Source organism: Pseudoalteromonas sp. P1-16-1b, assembly GCF_001401785.1.
GTDB classification, from domain to species: Bacteria; Pseudomonadota; Gammaproteobacteria; order Enterobacterales; family Alteromonadaceae; genus Pseudoalteromonas; species Pseudoalteromonas undina.
This window is the reverse complement of the sequence record NZ_LKGQ01000020.1, coordinates 41915-64779: the sequence shown is the minus strand read 5'-3', so window position 1 is coordinate 64779 and position 22865 is coordinate 41915. Positions and strand designations below refer to the sequence as shown.

16 protein-coding genes and 1 tRNA gene are annotated in these 22865 nt (G+C 40.2%); 13 read left to right on the top strand and 4 right to left on the bottom strand.

The annotated features are described in order from the left end of the window. The first annotated feature begins 5 nt into the window (after positions 1–5). Complete coding sequence (locus tag AN392_RS14100) at positions 6–650, top strand: hypothetical protein (RefSeq protein ID WP_054201815.1); 645 nt, start codon at positions 6–8, stop codon at positions 648–650. A 15-nt stretch (positions 651–665) separates the two neighbouring features. Here the strand turns inward: AN392_RS14100 and xseA are convergent, their stop codons facing one another. After that, positions 666–2000, bottom strand: a complete 1335-nt coding sequence (gene xseA, locus AN392_RS14095; protein WP_055013074.1) for an exodeoxyribonuclease VII large subunit — start codon at positions 1998–2000, stop codon at positions 666–668. A 134-nt stretch (positions 2001–2134) separates the two neighbouring features. On the opposite strand from xseA, the gene guaB reads away from it, so the two are divergent. The 6 genes from guaB to rimI all read left to right on the top strand — a co-directional run bounded on the left by guaB (position 2135) and on the right by rimI (position 8465). Further along, positions 2135–3604, top strand: coding sequence for an IMP dehydrogenase (gene guaB / locus AN392_RS14090; RefSeq protein WP_008110278.1), 1470 nt, complete (start codon positions 2135–2137; stop codon positions 3602–3604). Between the two features lie 104 nt (positions 3605–3708). Beyond that, on the top strand, positions 3709–5286 hold the full coding sequence (gene guaA / locus AN392_RS14085; RefSeq protein WP_055013073.1) for a glutamine-hydrolyzing GMP synthase: 1578 nt from the start codon (positions 3709–3711) through the stop codon (positions 5284–5286). A 464-nt stretch (positions 5287–5750) separates the two neighbouring features. After that, on the top strand, positions 5751–7349 hold the full coding sequence (locus AN392_RS14080; RefSeq protein ID WP_235575596.1) for a response regulator: 1599 nt from the start codon (positions 5751–5753) through the stop codon (positions 7347–7349). A 238-nt stretch (positions 7350–7587) separates the two neighbouring features. Continuing rightward, positions 7588–7664, top strand: a tRNA-Trp gene (locus AN392_RS14075). 65 nt (positions 7665–7729) lie between these two features. After that, positions 7730–8014: a hypothetical protein gene (locus AN392_RS14070; protein ID WP_055013072.1), complete on the top strand. Its 285-nt coding sequence runs from the start codon at positions 7730–7732 to the stop codon at positions 8012–8014. Beyond that, a complete protein-coding gene (gene rimI, locus AN392_RS14065) occupies positions 8001–8465 on the top strand; it encodes a ribosomal protein S18-alanine N-acetyltransferase (RefSeq protein WP_171039131.1) in 465 nt (154 codons plus the stop codon). Before AN392_RS14070 ends, rimI begins: the two co-directional genes overlap by 14 nt. 3 nt (positions 8466–8468) lie before the next feature. Here rimI and AN392_RS14060 read toward each other — a convergent pair whose 3' ends face one another. Then, positions 8469–11126: an ATP-binding protein gene (locus AN392_RS14060; protein WP_055013071.1), complete on the bottom strand. Its 2658-nt coding sequence runs from the start codon at positions 11124–11126 to the stop codon at positions 8469–8471. A 347-nt stretch (positions 11127–11473) separates the two neighbouring features. Here AN392_RS14060 and prfC point away from each other — a divergent pair, with 347 nt between their 5' ends. From prfC to AN392_RS14040, 4 genes are all read left to right on the top strand, one after another. Then, on the top strand, positions 11474–13063 hold the full coding sequence (gene prfC / locus AN392_RS14055; protein ID WP_010387708.1) for a peptide chain release factor 3: 1590 nt from the start codon (positions 11474–11476) through the stop codon (positions 13061–13063). Positions 13064–13125: 62 nt separating this feature from the next. Further along, entirely contained in the window at positions 13126–14868 is a 1743-nt protein-coding gene (gene argS, locus AN392_RS14050; protein ID WP_055013070.1) for an arginine--tRNA ligase, read from the top strand. A 366-nt stretch (positions 14869–15234) separates the two neighbouring features. Then, positions 15235–15873 carry a pyridoxamine 5'-phosphate oxidase gene (gene pdxH / locus AN392_RS14045; protein ID WP_008110293.1) on the top strand — a complete coding sequence of 213 codons (639 nt, stop codon included), beginning with the start codon at positions 15235–15237 and terminating at the stop codon, positions 15871–15873. Positions 15874–15886: 13 nt separating this feature from the next. After that, positions 15887–16654 carry a TatD family hydrolase gene (locus tag AN392_RS14040; protein WP_055013069.1) on the top strand — a complete coding sequence of 256 codons (768 nt, stop codon included), beginning with the start codon at positions 15887–15889 and terminating at the stop codon, positions 16652–16654. On the opposite strand, the gene AN392_RS14035 is transcribed toward AN392_RS14040, so the two are convergent. Continuing rightward, positions 16621–17241 carry an AhpA/YtjB family protein gene (locus tag AN392_RS14035; RefSeq protein ID WP_008110298.1) on the bottom strand — a complete coding sequence of 207 codons (621 nt, stop codon included), beginning with the start codon at positions 17239–17241 and terminating at the stop codon, positions 16621–16623. The genes AN392_RS14040 and AN392_RS14035 overlap by 34 nt on opposite strands. 142 nt (positions 17242–17383) lie before the next feature. Here AN392_RS14035 and serB point away from each other — a divergent pair, with 142 nt between their 5' ends. After that, the gene (gene serB / locus AN392_RS14030) at positions 17384–18409 is read left to right on the top strand and encodes a phosphoserine phosphatase SerB (RefSeq protein ID WP_055013068.1); all 1026 of its coding nucleotides are present in this window, start codon (positions 17384–17386) and stop codon (positions 18407–18409) included. On the opposite strand, the gene AN392_RS14025 is transcribed toward serB, so the two are convergent. Next, positions 18406–20886 carry a PilZ domain-containing protein gene (locus AN392_RS14025; protein ID WP_055013067.1) on the bottom strand — a complete coding sequence of 827 codons (2481 nt, stop codon included), beginning with the start codon at positions 20884–20886 and terminating at the stop codon, positions 18406–18408. The genes serB and AN392_RS14025 overlap by 4 nt on opposite strands. Before the next feature lie 556 nt (positions 20887–21442). On the opposite strand from AN392_RS14025, the gene radA reads away from it, so the two are divergent. Then, entirely contained in the window at positions 21443–22828 is a 1386-nt protein-coding gene (gene radA, locus AN392_RS14020) for a DNA repair protein RadA (RefSeq protein WP_055013066.1), read from the top strand. The last annotated feature ends 37 nt before the right edge of the window (positions 22829–22865 follow it).

Below are 22865 nucleotides of genomic sequence, written 5' to 3'. Positions count from 1 at the left end.
TAGAAATGATATATAAAAGTAACCTTGTGGCTATGCTGCTCTGTTTTTCTTCAGGCGTGGCGTTAGCAAGTGGTTACTTTTTGTTTTTTAAAGATTCCACTCGTGTTTCCTCAGCGCCCAAACAAGCTGTAATCTCTTCGGCTAACACTCAAGTCAATAACCAGCCAACTACTTTGCAAGGCCTAGTGCAGGTTAATAAAGCCCAAGTGGCTGATCAACAAACTCAGCTAGCACAACATGTGGTTGAGCTTAATCAGCGGCTTGAAAAAAAATCAATCCAGCTTAAGCAGTCTCAACAACAGTTAAAGTTAAATCAATCAGAAAGTGTAGAGCTTGATGATGAGCTCGCAATACAGTTTGAACAAGAGGCTGATAATCTCGAATGGAGTTACGAGCTTGAAGTCGCGTTAACTGACTTTTTAATTATTAATGAGTTTGCAGATAGCGCTGAGCTTACAGCGCTAAAGTGTAAGCAAACAATTTGTAAGTTTGAGCTTACCATTAACCAACATGCCGTTAATTATGGAGCTAAATTATGGCGCGAGCTAAACGATAAGCTTCATCTTGAACCTTGGTGGCAGCAATTTAAACTCAGTGCATCTCAATCTAACGATGCCCGTATTGAGTTTACTGTTAGTACGCAAGGCTAGCGCTTAGCAATATGGCTAAGCTTCTACCTTTGAAATAACCTGGCCATCTACTAACTCAGTGATCAACACATCACCCACTTTTACATCTTCCACTGATTTAACCACTTTATTTTGCGCCGTTTTCGTTATGCTGTAACCGCGCGCCAATACATTAAGTGGGCTGACCGAATCAAGCCGACTTGCTTGTAAGGCAAGATTATTATTTGCGTGTTGTAGTTGCTGCTGCATAGCTTGGTGTAACCTTGCATGTAGCTGGGCTAACAGATGGCTTGCTTGTGCGAGCTTTTTATCTGGTGATTGGCGCATTAGTCTGGGTGTTAAATTAGCTAACACGCGTTCTTGCTGGTATAAACGCTGACGCATTGCCTGTTGTAGTGCAATACTCAATTCATCTAAGCGTTGTGATTTTTGGTTTAGCTGATTGCGCGGGTGGCATAAATTTAAGCGATGCTGCAACTGTATGGCTAGTGCGCGTTTATCGGCAATGTCGTGTTTAAATGCATTCGCTAAACGATTAATTAACTGATTAACCCTATTATGCAGCTCTTGTGTATTGGGGCTTACGAGCTCTGCGGCTGCAGAAGGGGTTGCTGCGCGTACATCAGCGACATAATCGCTAATTGTGGTGTCTATTTCATGGCCAACAGCGCTCACAATGGGTAGTGCGCTTTGATAAATAGCACGAGCAAGGTGTTCATGGTTAAAGCACCATAAATCCTCTAATGAACCACCGCCGCGCCCGAGTATGATAACATCGACCTCATTACGTAAATTTGCCAGCTCTATTTGCTTTATCAAATGGCCATGCGCTTCTTTGCCTTGCACCATCGCAGGGTAAATAACGACTTCTAATTGCGGCGCACGACGTTTTAGTACTGTTAAAATATCTTTAATTGCGGCGCCTGTAGGTGAGGTGATCACCCCTATGCGATTTATGTTTTGGGGTAGGGGTTTTTTATAAGCGGAGCTAAATAAGCCCTCTGCAGCCAAACGCATTTTTAGCGCGTCAAACTCTTGCTTAAGTTGCCCTTCGCCGGCAGGCTCCATATGTTCAACAATAAGCTGGTAGTCACCACGGGGTTCGTACAACGATACACGTGCTTTAACGGTTACTTGTGCGCCGTTAATTGGTCGGTAACTTTGGTTGCGATTATTGCCTCGCCACATGGCGGCTTTAATTTGCGCTTTATCGTCTTTTAACGAAAAATACCAATGCCCAGAAGCAGGCGCAATAAAGTTAGAAATTTCACCTGTGAGTATTAAAGACGCAAAACCTTGTTCAAGTAAGGCACGTATTTCACGATTAAGGCGAGATACGGTATAAACCGTTTGCGAGGGCTTAGAAAACATAAAAACTACCAAAAAACATTTATAAATCTAGCTTATCATAAATAAATACAAAATATTATTTACTAGTGCCTACAACGCTGTTAAAATTTGGCCGCAATTCCTTATCTTAGATCCACATGTGAGAAGTTGCCAAAATGCTTAGAATCGCTAAAGAAGCTCTTACCTTTGATGACGTACTTTTAGTACCTGGTCATTCTACTGTTTTGCCACATACGGCAAATATTTCAACTCGCTTAACGCGTGGTATCAAACTTAACTTGCCGCTCATTTCAGCATCTATGGATACTGTTACTGAAGCTCGTTTAGCTATTGCCCTCGCGCAGGAAGGTGGTCTTGGTTTTATTCATAAAAACATGACCATTGCAGAACAAGCGAAAAATGTTCGTAAAGTTAAAACCTATGAAGCAGGTATTGTTTCATACCCTGTTACAGTTACTGCCGATCTGACTATTGCAGATGCTGTTGAATTGTCTCAGGAAAAGGGATTCTCAGGTTTTCCGGTCACCGATAGCGAAAATAACCTTGTAGGTATTGTAACTAGTCGTGATATGCGCTTTGAAACTAAGCTTGAACAGCCGGTTTCAACAGTGATGACGAAAAAAGAAAACCTAGTAACGGTTAAAGAGGGAACTGCTCGCGAAGATATCTTAAGCTTAATGCACGAACACCGCATTGAGAAGATTCTTGTGGTTGATGATGCGTTTAAACTTAAAGGCATGATCACCGTAAAAGATTACCAAAAAGCACAAGACAAACCAGACGCGTGTAAAGACGAGCAAGGTCGTTTACGTGTAGGTGCTGCTGTAGGTGTTGGCGCAGGTACTGATGAGCGTATTGCTGCATTAGTTGAAGCCGGTGTTGATGTACTACTAATCGATACTTCTCATGGCCACTCACAAGGTGTTATTGACCGTGTTGCAGCGACTCGTCAAGCTTACCCTGATTTACAAATTGTTGCGGGTAACGTGGCAACTGCCGAAGGTGCTATTGCCCTTGCAGATGCCGGTGTTGATGCTGTTAAAGTAGGTATCGGCCCAGGCTCTATTTGTACTACACGTATTGTTACTGGTTGTGGTGTACCACAAATAACAGCCATTTCAGATGCGGTTGAAGGCCTTAAAGGTCGCGATATTCCAGTGATTGCCGATGGCGGTATTCGTTTTTCTGGTGATATTGTAAAAGCATTGGTTGCGGGTGCATCGTGTGTAATGGTTGGCTCTATGCTTGCGGGTACTGAAGAAGCACCAGGTGAAGTTGAACTTTATCAAGGTCGCTACTACAAGTCTTACCGTGGTATGGGTAGCCTAGGAGCGATGGATCAAAAAGAAGGGTCATCAGATCGCTACTTCCAAAAATCAAACCAAGCTGACAAGTTAGTACCTGAAGGTATTGAAGGTCGTGTTGCTTATAAAGGGCCAATTGCGACAATTATTCATCAACAAGTGGGTGGTCTTCGCAGTGCAATGGGCTTAACCGGTTGTGCCACAATTGAAGAGTTAAACACTAAACCACAGTTTGTACGTGTAACTTCTGCTGGTATGGGTGAGTCGCATGTTCATGATGTGCAAATCACTAAAGAAGCACCGAACTACCGTTTAGGCTAATCAGCCTTAACAACATGAAATAAGTGGGCTAACCTTTGTTAGCCCTAATATAGTCACACAGCTTAAGCTGGTGGCGTTTAGCACCTGACTTTACGAGATACTTCATGAGCAAAGACATTCACGATTCACGAATCCTCATTTTAGATTTTGGTTCACAATACACGCAGTTAATCGCCCGTCGCGTACGCGAAATTGGTGTTTATTGTGAGCTTTGGGCTTGGGATGTAACCGAAGAGCAAATTCGCGAGTTTAACCCACAAGGTATTATCCTTTCTGGTGGCCCAGAATCAACTACGCTTGAAAACAGCCCGCGTGCTCCTGAGTATGTATTTGATGCTGGTGTACCAGTATTGGGTATTTGTTACGGTATGCAAACTATGGCAACGCAGCTTGGCGGCCGTGTACACAGCTCAGATAAAAAAGAATTTGGTTACGCACAAGTTGAAAAAGTGGGTAACTGTGCATTATTTGATGCCATTGAAGATCATATTACTGATGGCGGTAATGGTGTACTAGATGTGTGGATGAGCCACGGTGATAAAGTAATGGAAATTCCAGATACTTTTAATACCACAGCCAAAACATCTACTTGTCCACATGCGGCAATGTCTAACGAAGAAAAGCGCTTTTACGGCGTACAATTTCACCCAGAAGTAACACACACACATCAAGGTCAACGTTTACTAGAGCGTTTTGCTATTGATATTTGTGGTTGTGAAAAATTATGGACGCCGGCAAAAATCATTGATGACGCCATTGAGCGTATCAAAGAAACAGTAGGCGACGACGAAGTTATTTTAGGCTTATCAGGCGGTGTAGATTCATCGGTTGTAGCTATGCTTATTCACCGTGCTATTGGTGAACGATTAACCTGTGTATTTGTTGATAACGGGCTACTTCGTTTAAACGAAGGCCAGCAAGTTATGGATATGTTTGGCAATAAGTTTGGCTTAAACATTGTTAAAGTAGATGCCGAAGATCAATTTTTAAATGACTTAGCAGGTAAATCAGACCCAGAAGATAAGCGTAAAGCCATTGGCCATACGTTTATTAACGTATTTGATGAGCAAGCTAAAAAGCTTAAAAACGCAAAATGGTTAGGCCAAGGTACAATTTACCCTGACGTAATCGAATCAGCAGCTTCAGCGACTGGTAAAGCACACGTAATTAAATCGCACCATAATGTGGGCGGCTTACCAGATGATATGCAAATGGGCTTAGTAGAGCCATTACGTGAGTTATTTAAGGATGAAGTACGTAAAATTGGTTTAGAGCTAGGTTTACCGTACGACATGCTTTACCGCCACCCATTCCCAGGGCCAGGTTTAGGTGTGCGTGTACTTGGCGAAATCAAAAAAGAGTACTGTGATTTACTTCGCCGCGCTGATGCTATTTTCATTGAAGAGCTTCACAAAGCAGAGCTTTACCATAAAGTAAGCCAAGCGTTTACTGTATTCTTACCGGTTAAGTCGGTAGGGGTTATGGGTGATGCACGTAAGTATGATTGGGTTGTTTCACTTCGTTGTGTAGAAACCATCGACTTTATGACTGCGCGTTGGTCACATTTACCGTATGAGTTCTTAGGTGTGGTTTCAAACCGTATCATTAATGAAATCGACGGTATCTCACGTGTTGTTTATGATATTTCAGGTAAACCACCTGCAACTATCGAGTGGGAATAATTGTATGCTGCAAGCCATTAATTTAATGGCTTGCTTTTTTCTTATTGAGCTCAACTTTTTAATCACCATCCAACCACAAAAACACCCAGCTAAACACCTCTAAGCAAAACCTTATCAAAAAAGTCACGCTTGTAGCAGCGTAAAAATAACAATTTAAACTTTCATAGCATTAAATAAGCTCAGTAAACTGCGGTTATAGACATTGTAAAAAGAGCTGCTAAATTAAAAAACAGTTCTATACTATAAATAAAATCAAACAACTCAGGTATGAGAATATAATTTTGTCCCTATTTGCAGTTTAAGCTCTCCCGTTGCAACTAGCTAAAAATTAATAAAAAAAATGTATTAATACAGGGGAAGAGTAAAAGCGTTTTTATTGGAGGAGGGGGATTGTTAAATACCATCCTAAACCTTTGATAGGTTCTTATTAGGTCGCAATTTGATATAGGGTAATGAGGGGTTTTGTGAGAACTGATGAGTCAGCGGTAAATAGGTTCGAAGAGCAAATGCAACTTTTCATCCTTTGGTTGTTGTGTGTGGGTGGATTGTTAACTGCAGCTAGCTTATTTATACTTGAGTTGCCGAATAAAACAGTGTCATTAATGATAATTGCTGTGTGGGAGTTATGTGCATTAAGCGCTATTACCTTTAAAAAAATTCGACAACGCTTGTTAACTCTATTGGCTATTTTGATTACCTTGGCTTTTCCCTTTATTATTTTGGTAAATGGTGTTGTCCCAGCTAGTTTAGCTCCGCTGTTTGTGGTGGTGTTAGTGCTCGTCCTAAAGGGTCAAACGCGTATTATCTGCATGTGTATCTTAAATATTACGCCATTAATGTTACTTGCCAATGGTGAGCCCCAAACCACGGCGATTGTGGTACGCGTTGTGTTTAGCACTATCGTTCTTTCCATCTTAATTTATTACCTTCTTAGTAGTTATCAAGCATTAGTCGATAAAACTCAATTGCAATTAGATACAAATGAACGAATATATGGAGTCATTGGGCATGAGTTGCGAACACCCGCTGCAACCATAAAAATGCTAATAGATATTGAGCTTGAGCAAAACTGTTCGAAAAATATTTTAGAGTTGCAGCGGTTATCCAGCCACTTACTATGTGTGTTGGATGATATGAAGACGTCCTCTAGTAGTGCTACCTTAGCTGTGTACAAGAATAATGAAACTATATCGGTTCATGATACCGTTGAACGGGCGATCGAAGGAGTAAAGCCTTTAGCCGAAAAGTATAATTTTACTATTAACTTCTCAGCAAAAAAAGCAGTTACAGAGCATCATATAGGCTCCACTAAAGCTATCTTCCAAATTATTCAGAACTTAATTAAGAATGCGATATTACATAGTGGTGGCAGCACAGTTACTGTAATGAAATCAGCCGAATCCTTAAGCCATGATAAAACCCATTATCGTATTAATGTTATTGATGATGGTAAAGGTATTGATGTTAAATTTCGAGATAAGATGTTTAATGCATTTGAACGTGGCGATACATTGAGTGAAGGTACTGGGCTGGGGCTTAATATCTGCAAGCAAATAGCTAACACTTTGGAGGATGGAGATTTAAGTTATATTAGTAGCGAAAACGGTGGCGCTAATTTTGAGTTCGTCTTTGTTTTGCATAGTGTTGATGAGCATGATGCAGCCTCAATAAAAGTGGATGATTTCGAATTACTGCAAAACCTAAAAATACTGCTAGTCGAAGATACACCTATGCTGCGTATGATAGCCAGTAAGATCCTTACCCAAAATGGCGCGATAGTGACTGAAGCAGAGGATGGTATTATTGGTTTAAATCAGGCAAGCTCAGGCGATTTTGATTTAGTCATCACGGATATCATGATGCCAAATTGTGATGGCTATGAGCTAACTGCCAAACTTCGTGAGCAAGGCTTTGCTAATCCCATTATTGGCGTAACAGGCGCCACAGTTGGCAGTGAAGCTGAACGCTTAATTGCGTGTGGCGCGAATGCGGTTTTGCCTAAGCCACTAACACTTTTGAGTATTACAGAGGAGCTGAAAAAGTTAAAAGTAAATAAAACTTAAGTGTCTACAGGCAATTACGCAATGGCAAGTTTGAAATCATAACTGCTTTAGTTTTATTCTGAGTGAGCTAAGACGCTACAAGCAATTGAGATTGAATAATATACTAGTTGTTAAAAAGTGAAAAACCATAAATTAGCATGCTAATTCGCCGTTTTGCTTATTTAAAAAGCAAACAAACCAAAAAGTTGAATTTTTACTTTACCTTTGTCAAAAGGTCTTTATAATTCATCGTCATTGCAGGGGCGTAGTTCCAATTGGTAGAACAGCGGTCTCCAAAACCGACGGTTGGGAGTTCGAATCTCTCCGCCCCTGCCATTTCTTCTTTACATCGTTTTGATTACTTCATATATTATTCAACTTACTAATTCCATCGAGTCGTTATGCATTCACGTTACGCATCTGTTTTTGGTATAGAAAAGCTTGAACTTAATCAACACTTTCGCCCAGCTCCGTCAGAGCAGTCAGCTAATTCATCGTTAACACTCTGTGATACGTTAAAAGATGATATTGAGCGTGCGTTTGCGCCTGTAATAATTAACAAGATTGTTAAATCATCAACTATTGAGTTTAATGAGCAACAATTAGGCTTGCCTGATTCTTCCCTGTCCAGTGCACAAAAACGTGCGTTATGGGCATTAATGAGTGAATACCTTGATACACTTTAAATCGGTTACCGGTGAGAATATCAATGAGCTTATGGCCATTGAAACCAGCTGCCACACACATCCTTGGACATTAAAAACAATGCAATCATGTTTGCAGGGACGTTATTTTAATTTAGCGGCGTTCGATGAAGAGCAAATGATAGGTTTTTATATTGGTGAAAAAGCAGGACCCGATTTTACTCTAATGGATATTTGTGTCGCCCCAAGCTTTCAGGGACAAGGATTTGCTCAGCAGTTATTAACGCAGTTTATAGCGTATGGTGAGCAACAAAGCGCCGAAAACTTATTTTTAGAAGTACGCGAATCTAATACACGGGCGATTGCTTTGTATGAACGAGCAGGCTTTATTGAAATGTCAGTGCGTAAAAATTATTACCCCAGTGACGCACCCAATAAAAACGGCTTTGAAGACGCGATTTTAATGGGCATGGCACTGGGTTTAAATTTTTAAGGATTACTTATTAGCGATGGCTTGCTCTATTGCGGCAATAAGTTCTGCAACGTGTTTTTCTCTTTGTGGCATATCATTGCCTTTTAAGCTTTGTTCAACCGCTGAGGCGCTTTGGTAAATTTCATCAAAGTTAAAACAACCAGCGCTGCCTTTAATACTATGGGCAAGGGCGCGTAATGTCTCACAGTCACGGCTGTTATATAGTGCTTTTATCTGTTGTAAATAATCAGGTAAACTTGCTAAATAATTAGCATTTATTTGCTGAAACTTTTCACTCTTCAATAAGCTATCCCACTTGTTTTGATTATCACGTTCAAGGTGTAAATAGCTGACTAATACATTTTCTAGTGCGTCTTTGTCAATGGGTTTACCCAGCGCTTTATCACAGCCTGCTTCAAGGTAAGTATCAATATCATGATTCATCACATTCGCGGTCAGAGCGATAATTGGGCCATCATAGGCCGCATCTCTGAGCATTTTAGTTGCTTCTAACCCACCCATAACCGGCATTTGCATATCCATGATTATAAGCTGGTAGTCGTTTACCAGAGCCATTTCTACCGCTTGTGCACCATTGTTGGCTATATCGGGCTCTAATCCCCATGTTTGTAATAGCAATTTAATCAGTAACTGATTATCGGGGTTATCTTCTGCTACCAAAATATGCGCATCAAAGCTGTTGCTTGCAAAAGATAGCTGCGGATCCTTTTCTGGTGTTAGTTGAGAATGCTCGGTTAATAATAAATTGCCGCCAAGGCTATTATGCAAATGGCAATCTATATCGATGGTAAAGCAACTACCCACACCCACCTCACTGGTTACACTTACATCACCACCTAGTAACTGAGCTAAGTTTTTTGAAATACACAGCCCTAACCCCGTACCACCAAACCGACGTGTCGTTGTAGCATCGGCTTGCTCAAATGGCGTAAATAATCGTTTTATTTGGTTTGACGACATACCAATGCCGGTATCTTCAATAACAAAGGTAAGCGTTTTTGGTGCTTGGTATTTAGCGGTTATAGTAACCTGACCTTGCTCAGTGAATTTAACCGCATTACTGGCAATATTAATCAGTATTTGTTTTAAGCGAGTAATATCACTATTAATAGTATGCGGTAGCGGAAGTGCATAATTAATTGTAAATGACAGCTGCTTCTCTTGTGCTAGAGGTTTAATGATTGATTCAACATCATGAATAAGTTGTACAACATTTAACGGCGTTTGCTCAACCGCGAGTTTTTCGGCTTCAATTTTTGAAAGATCGAGAATGTTATTAATAAGCTCTAACAAATGTTTTGAGTTACGTAGAATAGTGCCTAAATGATGTTTGTCATTGGTTGGTTTTTCGCTATGCAGTAGTTGCTCTGTAAATCCCATAATGGCTGTAAGCGGAGTGCGAATTTCATGACTCATATTGGCTAAAAAGCGGCTTTTAAGCTGGTTTGCTTGTTCTGCTTGGGCGATGGCGGTTTCAAGCTTACTGTTCATCGACTCAAGCGCCTTAGTCCGACTTTCTACTTTGTCTTCTAAGTGATGCTTATATTCTTCTAGTTGCTGTTGATAATGCTTAATTTGGTTAATCATGTGATTAAAGTCGTTAAACAGTATTCCTACTTCATCCGTAGTATATGCAGGGAGTGTAACAGAGAGGTCGCCATCACCAACGCGATGACTTGCTTCACCTAATAATTCTATTGGGTTAAGCAGTAAATTACGCACCACAATAAAAATTAAGATTGGTAGGGTGATCACAGAAATAATTACAATTAGCCCAGTGATCACACTAATTGCTTTGCCTGACTGATACAATACTGCTTTTGGAATGGTCGACACATAATAGTAGCCGCCACTCATTTGGGCTGCAAAAATCAGTCGCTCTATTTTATCCACACTTGAAAGTTCAATGGTTGATAAGCTACCTATATCCGCTAAATCGTTAATTTTATTTAGTTCATACTCGCTGACATAGTGGCCACGCATTTTATAATCGGAGCTAAATAAAATTTTACCATCGTTGGCCAGTAACAAATTTAATGTATTGTTATAAGGGGCTTCTAAAATGCTGGTGTTTAAAATAGAGGGGTCGACTTTAAGAATAATAAAGCCTAATTGTTGTGGGCGTTTTAAATAATAGTCGACGCTATATATGCGCTGCACAAAGTATAAGTTAGTGGTGCCATCTTCTTTTTGCACCATAAACTGCTGCTGGCTTAAATTACTTTGTTTTACTTGATCAAAAAATGGGTAGGATTTGGGCGCTACGGTTAAATTACTGGAGTAATAGGCGTCACTTTTACCGGTTTTTGAGACTAAGTTAATACTAATAATGTCAGGGTAGGCTTCACTGTAACTGGCAAATACGTCCATTAACGCGCCAAGGCGATAGGTATAGCTGGCGTCTTCAAATAAATCTTTAGCTAAAAAGTCACTTAGTACCGGTGAAGCAGAGAGTAACTTAGCCGTTGCATGAAAAGAATCGATATAGTTGAATACTTTTTGCTGTTGTTGTTCTACAAAGCGACTCATAATCAAGTCGGCCTGCTTTTGCGTAGAGTTGGTCACATTAGTGAGCGTAAAGCCCCCTAAAAATAACAATGGCAGTATAACCAGTGGAGTTATATACCATAATAATCGAATACTTAGCTTACTGGTTTTCATTACCCAACATCAAATCCTCCATGTAATCGACCAATAATATGATTTACAGCCCTATTACTCAAGCTTGGTGTTAAGTTAGTGGGCAATTTATAGCGTTATTGTTAATAATCGCTGAAAACACCAAACTTAAAAAAGATCCGTTAATAACCAACCATTGATTGTTTATAAAGCCAAGATCAGCGAAAATAGTCTTTAATTACGATTAACTTAACGGATAGCGTCACAAGAGCTAATTTGGGTTCTTGTTGGGGTATGTTGAGCTTTAGAGGTTAGCTTGTTTTTAGCCTTAAAAGCTCAGCATACTAAAATACAAATACATCCGTATATCAACTAAAAGAACCTTTTTAATGGCAGACCAAAATCTCCTTAGCGAAATTAATAAACGCCGTACCTTTGCGATCATCTCGCATCCGGATGCGGGTAAAACCACTATCACTGAAAAAGTATTGTTATTCGGACAAGCAATTCAAAAAGCTGGAACGGTAAAAGGCCGTGGCTCTAATCAGCATGCTAAGTCTGATTGGATGGAAATGGAAAAAGAGCGTGGAATTTCTGTTACTACCTCTGTAATGCAATTTCCATATAACAATGCGTTAGTTAATTTACTTGATACCCCAGGACACGAAGACTTCTCTGAAGATACATACCGAACTTTAACCGCGGTAGATTCGTGTTTAATGGTAATTGATGCTGCTAAAGGTGTAGAAGAACGTACCCGTAAGCTAATGGAAGTAACACGCCTGCGTACCACGCCTATTGTTACCTTTATGAATAAATGTGACCGTGATATTCGCGACCCAATGGAACTACTCGACGAAGTAGAAACAGAGCTAAATATTGCCTGTGCACCTGTTACTTGGCCAATTGGCTGTGGTAAAGAGTTTAAAGGTGTTTACCATATCCATAACGAAGAGACCATTTTATATAAAACAGGTCAAGGTCACACTATTCAAGAAGTACGCAGCATTAAAGGGCTCGATAACCCTGAGCTTGACCAAGCCATTGGTGATGAACTTGCAGCGCAGTTACGCGATGAACTAGAGCTAGTTATTGGTGCATCACACGAATTTGATTTAGATCTATTCTTAGCGGGTGAGTTATCGCCTGTGTATTTTGGTACCGCACTTGGTAACTTTGGTGTAGATCATGTTTTAGATGGGTTAACTCAGTGGGCGCCAACCCCATTACCACGTGAGACAGAAGACCGCCAAGTTGTAGCCACAGAAGAAAACTTCACTGGGTTTGTATTTAAAATTCAGGCCAACATGGATCCAAAGCACCGTGACCGTATTGCCTTTATGCGTATTGTGTCGGGGAAATATAGCCAAGGCATGAAAATGAATCATGTGCGTATCGGTAAACAAGTCAGTATTTCTGATGCGGTAACCTTTATGGCAGGCGATCGTGAGCGTGCGGCTGATGCTTACGCTGGTGATATTATTGGTTTGCATAACCACGGTACGATTCAAATTGGTGATACCTTTACCCAAGGCGAAAAAATTAAGTTTAGCGGTATTCCAAACTTCGCCCCTGAATTGTTCCGCCGAATTCGTCTGCGCGATCCATTAAAACAAAAGCAGTTATTAAAAGGATTGGTACAGCTTTCAGAAGAGGGTGCAGTACAAGTATTCAGACCATTAATTAATAATGACTTAATTGTAGGTGCGGTAGGTGTGTTGCAGTTTGACGTGGTTGTAGCGCGTTTAAAAGCTGAATATAACGTTGATGCAATTTACGAAAGCGTTAATGTAAATACAGCCCGCTGGGTTAGCTGTGATGATGTTAAAAAGTTTGAAGAGTTTAAGCGTAAGTGCGAAAGCAACTTAGCACTCGATGGTGGCGATAATTTAACTTATATCGCACCGAGTCGTGTAAATCTTAACTTGTCGACTGAGCGTTACCCTGAAGTGACATTTAACCACACGCGTGAGAATTAACACTTAGCCACTAGAATTAACACAAAGCCTGCTTTGGCGGGCTTATAAAGGTAAATAATATAATGAATATTCGTACTATTTTAGTAGAAAAAGCCATTGCCGCTATGACCGCTGCAGGCCTGCCAGAAGATACTAACCCAGCGGTTACGCAAAGCACACGTCCACAGTTTGGTGATTACCAAATTAATGGCGCGATGGGCGCAGCTAAAAAAATGAAAAGTAATCCGCGTGAATTGGCGCAAAAAATTATTGATCAGTTAGATGTAAGCGACATTGCCGAAAAAACGGAAATTGCTGGCCCTGGTTTTATTAATATTCACTTAAAGCCAGAGTTTTTAGCACAAAGCGTACAAGCCGCTAATAACCACGCAAAACTTGCAGTAAATGAGCACGCCAAACCACAAAAAGTAGTGGTTGATTACTCATCGCCGAACCTTGCAAAAGAAATGCACGTAGGTCATTTACGCTCAACTATTATTGGTGATGCGGTAGTACGCGCACTTGAATTTAGAGGCGATACCGTTGTTCGTCAAAATCACATGGGTGATTGGGGCACACAGTTTGGTATGTTGATTGCGCATTTAGAAGATCAAATTAACCAAGGTGTTGACTTAGATACTGTTGCGCTTGCTGACTTAGAAACTTTTTACCGCGATGCTAAAAAGCGTTTTGATGACGAAGAAGGTTTTGCCGATAAAGCACGTAACTACGTAGTTAAACTGCAAAGTGGCGACGCACACTGTGAAAAACTGTGGAAACTATTTATTGCCACTTCAGTGAAGCACTCTGAGGAAGTATATAAGCGTTTAAACGTAACCCTTACGCCTGCCGACATTATGGCTGAGAGTGCTTATAACAGTGAACTTAACGATATTATAAGCTTATTAAAAGATAAAAATATTGCAGTAGAGTCGCAAGGCGCACAGGTGGTATTTTTAGATGAGCTGGCGAATAAAGACGGTGAGCCTTCAGCGTTTATCGTACAAAAATCAGGTGGCGGCTTCTTATATGCAACCACAGATTTAGCCGCGTGTGATTACCGTTCAAACAAACTAGGCGCTGAGCGTATTTTGATATTTGTTGATGCGCGCCAGAGCCTTCACTTTAATCAAGTAGAGCTTACTGCGCGTAAAGCCGGTTTGTTACGTGATGAAACCAGTTACGAGTTTTGCCCATTTGGCACCATGATGGGCGCTGATGGCAAACCATTTAAAACCCGTACAGGCGGTACGGTTAAATTAGCTGATTTACTTGAAGAGTCAATTACTCGTGCAGCAGCCAAACTCGCTGAACGTGAATCAGATTTATCTGACGAAGATCGTAGTGAAATTGCCCGTAAAGTAGGTATTGGCGCGGTTAAATACGCTGACCTTTCTAAACACCGTACCAGCGATTACATATTCAACTGGGACAGCATGCTAAGTTTTGAAGGTGCAACAGCCCCTTACTTACAATATGCGTATACGCGTGTTCGCAGTATTTTCCGTAAGTCAGGTGTTGATGCTGCAAGCTTAAAGGCTGATGTGAGCATTATTGAGCCGCAAGAGAAAACCCTCGCGCTTAAATTATTGCAGTTAGAAGAAGTTCTTGATCTGATGATCAATGAAGCCACACCGCACGTATTATGTGGTTACTTATACGAACTAGCTAGCCTATACATGACATTCTACGAAGCTTGCCCTGTACTTAAAGAGGGTGTAGAGCCAAGTGTTCGTGATAGCCGTTTAGTATTGTGTAATTTAGTGGCAGATACGCTGCGCACAGGATTGGATTTACTAGGTATAGAAGTCATGGAGCAAATGTAATCACCGCCGTATTTTAATCTAATACTGCGTTGTCCACTCGACTGACCCTAATCACATACAACTACGTATGCTCATAGGGATAAGTCGAGTGTCCGCCTTATCTTAGACTAAACTACTTAGGTGAGTGTCTGCTGCGTGTAGTTCGCTTTAGCTGCGTTGGTAAAACTATTTAGCCTAAGTCACATACAAAAGTAACAAGGTACTAGGAAGAAATAGGCTTTAGGCACTAGGAAAGTGTGACACGTATTACAGAGCGCTTATAAACTTTGACGAACCTAGAACCTAGAACCTAGAACCTAGAACCTAGAACCTAGAACCTAGAACCTAGAACCTAGAACCTAGAACCTAGAACCTAGAGGGAATTTTATGAAACTCGAAGATATTCGTCGTGAATACTTGCAAGATGCGCTCAGTGAAGACAACTTGCTTGATGATCCGTTTAAGCAGTTTGAAACTTGGCTAGAGCATGCTGTTGGTAGTAACTTGCCTGATCCTACAGCTATGGTCGTCGCTACGGTCGATGAAACCGGTCAGCCTTCACAGCGTATTGTGTTGCTAAAGCATTTAGATGATAACGGTTTTGTGTTTTTTACTAATACCGGTTCACGTAAAGCACAAGAGCTTAAAGGTAATAATAAAATCTCCTTGCACTTCCCATGGCACCCAATGGAACGCCAAGTAATTGTGTATGGTGAAGCGCAGCCATTACCTACAGCGGCAGTCGCTAAATACTTTTTATCTCGCCCTAAAGAAAGTCAATTAGCCGCATGGGCGTCGCAACAAAGCCGTCCAGTTTCATCGCGCAAGGTGCTAATGGAGACCTTTGCCAACATGAAAAACAAATTCGCTAAAGGCGAAATTCCACTCCCTGATTTTTGGGGCGGGTATTGTGTTGTGCCACAAAAAATCGAGTTTTGGCAAGGCGGAGCGCATCGTCTGCATGATCGCTTTATGTATCAGCGTCAGGCCGATAATAGCTGGCAAATAACGCGCTTAAACCCTTAGTTGGCCGCTAGCTTTGCAATTTATAGACTCACACTGTCATCTCGATTTTAGTGAGTTTGATACAAACCGCGAATCACTCATTAATGCCTGTGTAGCAAAGGGCGTTAGACAATTTATTGTGCCAGGTATTAGCTTGGCGCAATCTCAAAAATTACTTGAGTTTAAAGCAACCTACCCACAAGTCAGCATAGCGGCAGGGCTACATCCTTATTTTTTAGCGCAACATCAGCAATCGCACTTAGAATCGCTGTATAACTTTGCTAAAACAAACAAAACTCAGCTGGTGGCTATTGGGGAGTGCGGGCTAGATCGCAGTATCGAAAATCTTGAAAAACAAACCTTTCTGTTTGAGCAACAAATAGCCCTTGCTAATGAGCTTGAGTTACCGCTGATTGTGCATCACAGGCAAAGCCATGATTTAATAGCGCAATCGTTTAAGCGTTGTAGGCCAAAAAACGGCGGTGTGATCCATGCTTTTTCAGGCCCAATACAACAAGCACAGAATTATATAAAAATGGGCTTTAAGCTTGGAGTGGGTGGGGTTATAACCTATGAACGGGCTGCTAAAACACGTGCGGTTGTAGCAAAGCTTGAGCCACAGCATTTAGTGCTTGAGACTGATTCACCTTCAATGCCGCTAAATGGTTATCAAGGGGAAATAAATACCCCTCTGCATATTCCTAACGTGTTTAATGCGCTCTATGCTTTAAAACCAAATAGCGATAAATATCGATTAGCTGAGCAGCTTTATGATTCGTGCTCTGAGGTTTTTTGTATATAGCGATTTACTTGCCAGCGTTTTAACCCTCGGCCTAATTGCCAAGTAAAAATACAGGCAATCACTAGCATAAGTAATACTTGGCGACCTAAATCGTGAAAATGATTATGGCTTGAAGATACCGCAGCACGCGTTAAATAGGTAATAGATACAAAGCCAATAGGGCGATTGTCGTCAGAAATAACTTGTTCAACAAACGGTGTTTTTAACTTACTAATGCCAGGCGATGAGTCTGGTAGTAAGCCATATACATGATGTGATTGCCAGTTATCGCTGCTTGCAAGCACTACACCTTGTTTATCATAAATGGTGGCTGAAAGAACAAACTCATCTTTACTAATATTGTTGCACAAGGTGGTGAGCTGCGATTTGTTTTTCTCTATCAGCGGGTTTTTGGCATTCAGTGCCATAAACTGAGTGAGTGACTTGGCTGCACTATTAGCACTATCATACAGTAGTTGATGGCTTTGAAAGCTACTGTTTATTCCTACCCAGCTTAATAATACAAAGCAGCCAGCGGCCAATAATAAACGAATTAAACGCTTTTTTTGCGAGGCTGTAAGTGGATTTTTAAGATGGTTATTTTTCATAGTCACCGTTTATGCTGCTGACAGCATTTTGATTTGATGTTACAACTACACTATAACCCTAAATCCCCCCTGATGGCGAATTTTGTATCTCATATCCTTATTATCAATGAGCTAAATGTCAGGAAATATAAACGGAGATCCCATGTCGAACGCGAACATGGCACAGCAAAGCGCTGAGCTATTATCATCATCACTTATTCTTAATAAGTGGTTTAGCTACCAACAAGGTGTTTTTACACCACTAAATACAACACCGAACAGAAACCAAGGGCTATTTGGTATTGCATTTGGCGGTGACTTTAATACGCAGCATATTAATAGCATTATTGAATTTTTTGCGGCTCACCAGCAAAATGTAACAGCAATTTGTCAATATCAGCCAGATTTAGGGTTATCTCCGGCATTATGTTTTTATATAGAAAGTGCAGAGCGCGCAATAAACCCACTTGAACTTCAAACTTTTGCAAATACCTTGGCGTGTCAGTTAGTGCAAGTAACTAGCCCCCCTGATTTACAAAAAACAGGATTATTGGTAATGGATATGGATTCAACGGCCATTACTATTGAGTGTATTGATGAAATTGCACGCTTAGCGAATGTATACGACGAGGTTGCCAACGTAACCGCGCAGGCAATGGCAGGTAAGCTTGATTTTAGCGAAAGCTTACACCAGCGTGTTGCCAAGCTCGAAGGCATTGAAAAGAGCTTAATTGATGAGCTTAAAAGTGCACTGCCTTTAATGCCAGGTATTAAAGCGTTATGCCAAATTTTAAAACACCACGATTGGTATTTAGCGATTGCATCGGGCGGCTTTGTGCCGTTTGCTGAGCGAGTGCAGGAGCTAATTAATTTAGATGAAGTGCATGCTAATGTGCTGGAATTTAAAGACAATAAACTAACTGGTAAAGTGTTAGGTGGGATTGTTGATGCTGAGCAAAAAGCGGTTGTTTTAAACGCGCTACAACAAAAGCTGGGGCTTGAAAAATGCCAAACAGTTGCCATAGGCGATGGTGCAAACGATTTAAAAATGATGGCTCAAGCTGGCTTAGGCGTTGCTGTACATGGTAAACCAAAAGTAGTTGAGCAAGCCCAAGCAGCTATTTGCCAAGGCTCGTTATTACAACTGTTATATATGCTGGCGGTTCCGCTAAACCCATCACAGGTTTAACGTAAACGATTTAACCAGATTAGCTTTCGTCTAGACATTTGCTCAACCTGTTGTTGGTTGAGCGCTAAATGCTCAAGTGCTTCATCACTTACATCAATAATGTCGCCCACACCTGATACAGACCATAATGCATCCTCTAAGTCTTTTGCCTTGTGAATTGCGTATTGGCTAACGTATTTTAGCTCGTTTGCTAAGTAGTCAGTATCGAGTCGACCAGTGCGAGAAATATATAAACGCATTATAAAAACCAGCTCAGATTTAAGCCCTTTACTTACTTGCTGTTTAAACTCGCTACAGTCAGTACCTAAAACACATTGGCTGGTAATGGCATCGGCTATATTTTCTTTTTTAGGATCGAAGTTAATTACTAAACTAAACTCTAATGGCGGATCTTGACGGGTGCGATCTTTAATATTAGGGGTGATCACATCAATAATATGCGCTTTAGTAATAATATTCGATAAGTCTGTTTTAGCATTCAACAAGGCAAAATTTTGTAAAATAACATGCAGTGGGCTTGGGTATAAACCAAATCCCATGGCGCCAATTTCAAAATGCGCCATTGATTTATGTAAATAAATCGGAAACTGGCAAAGCGTTTTTGTTACCATATTTCTAAGTGCTGTAGAAAGCCCGGGTACTTTAGGTGACTCTTCAGCAACTTTTAATTTTTGTTTATTACTATTGATTAAAAGGGTAAAAAAATCGACCCCAGTATGAGATGAGCCTTTATCTGCATGCGCTTTCAAATTAATCGTAGTCTGCGATTTGCTCACTGCCATGACTTCATATTGAATAAGATTTAATGAATAGTTTTTGGTAATTTTTTGCAAATCAGGAAATGATAACGAAACAATATCGCCTTTTTTAAAGTCCACTTCTTGATTGCACTCTAGCTGTAAGCCAAATATTGAAAAATCACGGGTATGCCCATGCAATACCGCATCACGAGTATTAATCACTACATTAGTTTTGTATAAATAGCGTTTATTAGAGCGAAGATTTACATACTCTAGAGGCACGGTGTTGAGCTCCGGTGGAGATGCATGTTTACTGTGGCCAAAATATTTTAATTTATTGGCTAAGGCTTTATCAAATTCATATTGTTGATAATGCTGTTGTTCATGCTCATTACCAACTTGGGTAAGTAGCATTAAATATTTTACGTCTTTTATCGCGCCTTCAACACGTGGTGAAGGTGGTTTATTCAGTTTCTCAATATCTTTACCTAAAGAGTTAGGTAAAGATAAAGGAATATAAGCATCTTCAGTATGACTCGGCATTAGTTGTAATTTAAAGCAACGCCAACTGTCTCTTCGGCTACCAAAACCAAAAAATAACGCTTTTAATTGTGTTTGTTGTTCAAGCTCAGAACGAGTTGCTGAGTAGTAATAAATTTTTCCTGCAGAGACATGGGTAAAGGTATACAAATATTCTTCTTTTACTGCCACAGGTTTTAGCGCCAAGGTACGAATACGCTTATGATTTAACACATTGTAAAGACATGATTTTTTGCGTTCATCAGTAAAGTAACGCTGAATAAATAAACTGTTCTCAGTGGTTAAGCTCAGGCTAGGATAATAAACGCCGTTTTGCTGGCTAATAAAAACATATAAAGAATTAACCCTAGGAATATAATATTGTTCATACCCTTTAGAAACAACCGCATCCAGGGTGTTATCTAAATTCACTTTATAACGGCGTTTATTACCATGAATAAAGCTTTCTAAAAAACGATCAAACGCGCTGTTATTTTCTTCAAATGTACGCTTTAAGCGGATATGATTAAATTCTTCAGAGGTGTTTTCTATCGCAACGACTTCATATTTAACGCCACTTTTTAGGCCAAGCTGAAAATCTTGCTCTAAGCCTACTAAATGCATATTTATAAGCTGACCTTTTTTTAAGTTATAGCGCGACGCCAACTTAATTTTACAACCACTGAGTGAAATATCAGAGGTACTCGCATCGATTTTTGCTTGCCCGTCATACTCAATAGTAATTTTAATTGAGTAATTCATCCGCTCTTCACTGCGATTTTCATAAGCTGCAAATTTAATAACGTTGGTGGTCAGTTCATGTTGTGGTTTAGCTTCTACTTTTTTTGGTGTAATTGATTGCTGTTGTAATACGCGATAATTATTTTCGGTATTCATTACCGCTTCGTATACTGCAAGGGTGTAATCTTTATGTTGTTTTATAGCCGCTTCGAATACTTCAATAGCGGTGTCATCCATAAAGTGTTGCTTGCCCTTGTATTCATATGGTTTTACTTGGCCAGTAACTAAACCACGAAGATCAATAAAGCGGTCTATCGGCTGAGATAAACGCGACATTTCCATTTTTATTAAAAACTGCTCGGGTTTAGTTAACTCGGCAGTTTTTGACTTGAAAATGAGATCAAACTTAGCATTTCCCAAATACTGTTTTAATTCATTTACAAGCGCTTCATGCTTAAGCAATACGTCATCAGCCATTTATAAATCATCACCGTCTAATTTAAAAAGTAGGTATACTGTTGCAATTATTTATTAGAATATTTAATAAATAGAATCTCGCAAAACCGCCAAATGCGGCCACGATACTATGCGTAACTATACTTTGTGTTTAACCTGAACTCCGGATAATAAATCCATCTCAAGCAGTTATTTTCAGCGCTAACTGCGTTGAACTTACTTGCAATAGGGTAGCTATTGACGCGTAATTTCGCCTTGTTTTCACTAAAAATCTCTAGCTAGAGAAAAATAAGCACAAATATCTTTTTGATTCAATATGTTAGTAAATCTCTTAACCAGAGTTCAGGTTATTTATTGTTATTTTCTAATAGCCAATTAATTGGCAAGGGTTAATTAGTTTTTTAAAGCAAGAAACATGCCCTAAAGTAGGTTAAGTGAAACTACATTAGTATAGCGTATTTGGTGATACTAAATGCGCTGATCCACAAGACGTTGTTGCTAAGGTAGAGCCAGCAATGGCAAAATAAGCGCTTAACACTGTGTATTTCAAAATAAAGAATAGTAGGTAAGGTTTTAAATGGCTAAAGCGGCAAAAGTAGAGTTTGTTTGTACAGAATGTGGCATGAACTATCAACGTTGGCAAGGCCAGTGTCGCTGTGGCGCATGGAACACTTTAGCAGAGTTTAAACCCTCTGCAGGGCAAAACAAAAAGGTAGCTGCTCGTGCAAGTGTAGGTGGTTATGCCGGTGGCATTGGCGGTGGTTCTAAAAAAATTAATGATGTAGCAACCTCTGAGGCTGAAAAGCAGCTTACTGAAATTGGCGAACTTGACCGTGTACTAAGCGGTGGTATAACCACCGGCTCGGTTAATATTATTTCTGGCGATCCGGGGGCGGGTAAAACAACACTACTATCTGATTTGGTGGCAAGAATGTCTCAGCGTATGCCATCACTTTACTGTACTGCGGAGGAGTCTCTATCGCAGTTTAAAAACAGGGTTAATCGGTTAAAACTAAATTACAACGAAGATGAACTCTATTTACTGTCAGAAACCAGTGTTGAAACCATTATTGAAGAGCTGGATAAAAACAAAATTAAGTTTGCCGTTATCGACTCTATTCAAGCTGTTGTCACCGATACCGCTAATGGCAGCCCAGGTTCACCTTCTCAGGTAAAAAGTGCAGCTCAAGCATTAACTCAATATTGTAAGCAAAACGACGTGACTATGTTTATTATTGCTCACGTAAATAAGAATAATGAAATAGCCGGCCCGCAAACCTTAGTACACATAGTTGATGCACTGTTACATATTGATACCAACGATGGTCAAGTGCGCACCCTGCGCGCTAATAAAAATCGCTTTGGTGATATAGACACCGTCGGCATTTTTAAAATGTGTGAACGCGGTATGCTCAGTGTGGATAACCCCAGTGAAATTTTCTTATCGGGCTCAACCACTGAATCACCGGGGTCGACAATTACCTGTATCCGTAAAGGAAATCGTAATTTACTGCTAGAAATTCAGTGTTTAACCACTGAAACCGAAGCAGAGTTTCCACAGCGAGTATGTGTTGGTTTAAATATGAACCGGATCAAAATGCTCACCGGTATTTTACGTAAGCACACCAAAACTAAAATATTCCACGATACGTTTTTTAATATTGTCGGTGGTTTAAAAATTGATGAATCAGAAACCTGTATTGACTTAGCGCTTGTTACTGCACTTTTGAGTAGTTTAAACGAATTCGTTGTTCCACGAACCACCTGTATTATGGGGGAGTTAAGTTTAAATGGTGATGTACGCCCAATCGACAGTGGTGTGCCCCGTGTTAAAGAAGCGGCGCAACATGGGTTTACTGAAATATTTATTCCATTTCGTAACTACCATAAATCAATGGAAGGGCTGGGTGCCAAAATAACGCCGGTTAAAACCGTGCACGAGCTACTTAGTTTAATTAATTAGCAAACAAAAAGTGCTTAACGACTTATGTTCTCAATGT

Coding starts and splice junctions, on each gene's coding strand:
- AN392_RS14060 (WP_055013071.1), bottom strand. CDS start 11,126: ATGAAAACCAGTAAGCTAAGTATTCGATTATTATGGTATATAACTCCA.
- AN392_RS14070 (WP_055013072.1), top strand. CDS start 7,730: ATGCATTCACGTTACGCATCTGTTTTTGGTATAGAAAAGCTTGAACTT.
- radA (WP_055013066.1), top strand. CDS start 21,443: ATGGCTAAAGCGGCAAAAGTAGAGTTTGTTTGTACAGAATGTGGCATG.
- AN392_RS14100 (WP_054201815.1), top strand. CDS start 6: ATGATATATAAAAGTAACCTTGTGGCTATGCTGCTCTGTTTTTCTTCA.
- guaA (WP_055013073.1), top strand. CDS start 3,709: ATGAGCAAAGACATTCACGATTCACGAATCCTCATTTTAGATTTTGGT.
- AN392_RS14035 (WP_008110298.1), bottom strand. CDS start 17,241: ATGAAAAATAACCATCTTAAAAATCCACTTACAGCCTCGCAAAAAAAG.
- guaB (WP_008110278.1), top strand. CDS start 2,135: ATGCTTAGAATCGCTAAAGAAGCTCTTACCTTTGATGACGTACTTTTA.
- argS (WP_055013070.1), top strand. CDS start 13,126: ATGAATATTCGTACTATTTTAGTAGAAAAAGCCATTGCCGCTATGACC.
- xseA (WP_055013074.1), bottom strand. CDS start 2,000: ATGTTTTCTAAGCCCTCGCAAACGGTTTATACCGTATCTCGCCTTAAT.
- prfC (WP_010387708.1), top strand. CDS start 11,474: ATGGCAGACCAAAATCTCCTTAGCGAAATTAATAAACGCCGTACCTTT.
- pdxH (WP_008110293.1), top strand. CDS start 15,235: ATGAAACTCGAAGATATTCGTCGTGAATACTTGCAAGATGCGCTCAGT.
- serB (WP_055013068.1), top strand. CDS start 17,384: ATGTCGAACGCGAACATGGCACAGCAAAGCGCTGAGCTATTATCATCA.
- AN392_RS14025 (WP_055013067.1), bottom strand. CDS start 20,886: ATGGCTGATGACGTATTGCTTAAGCATGAAGCGCTTGTAAATGAATTA.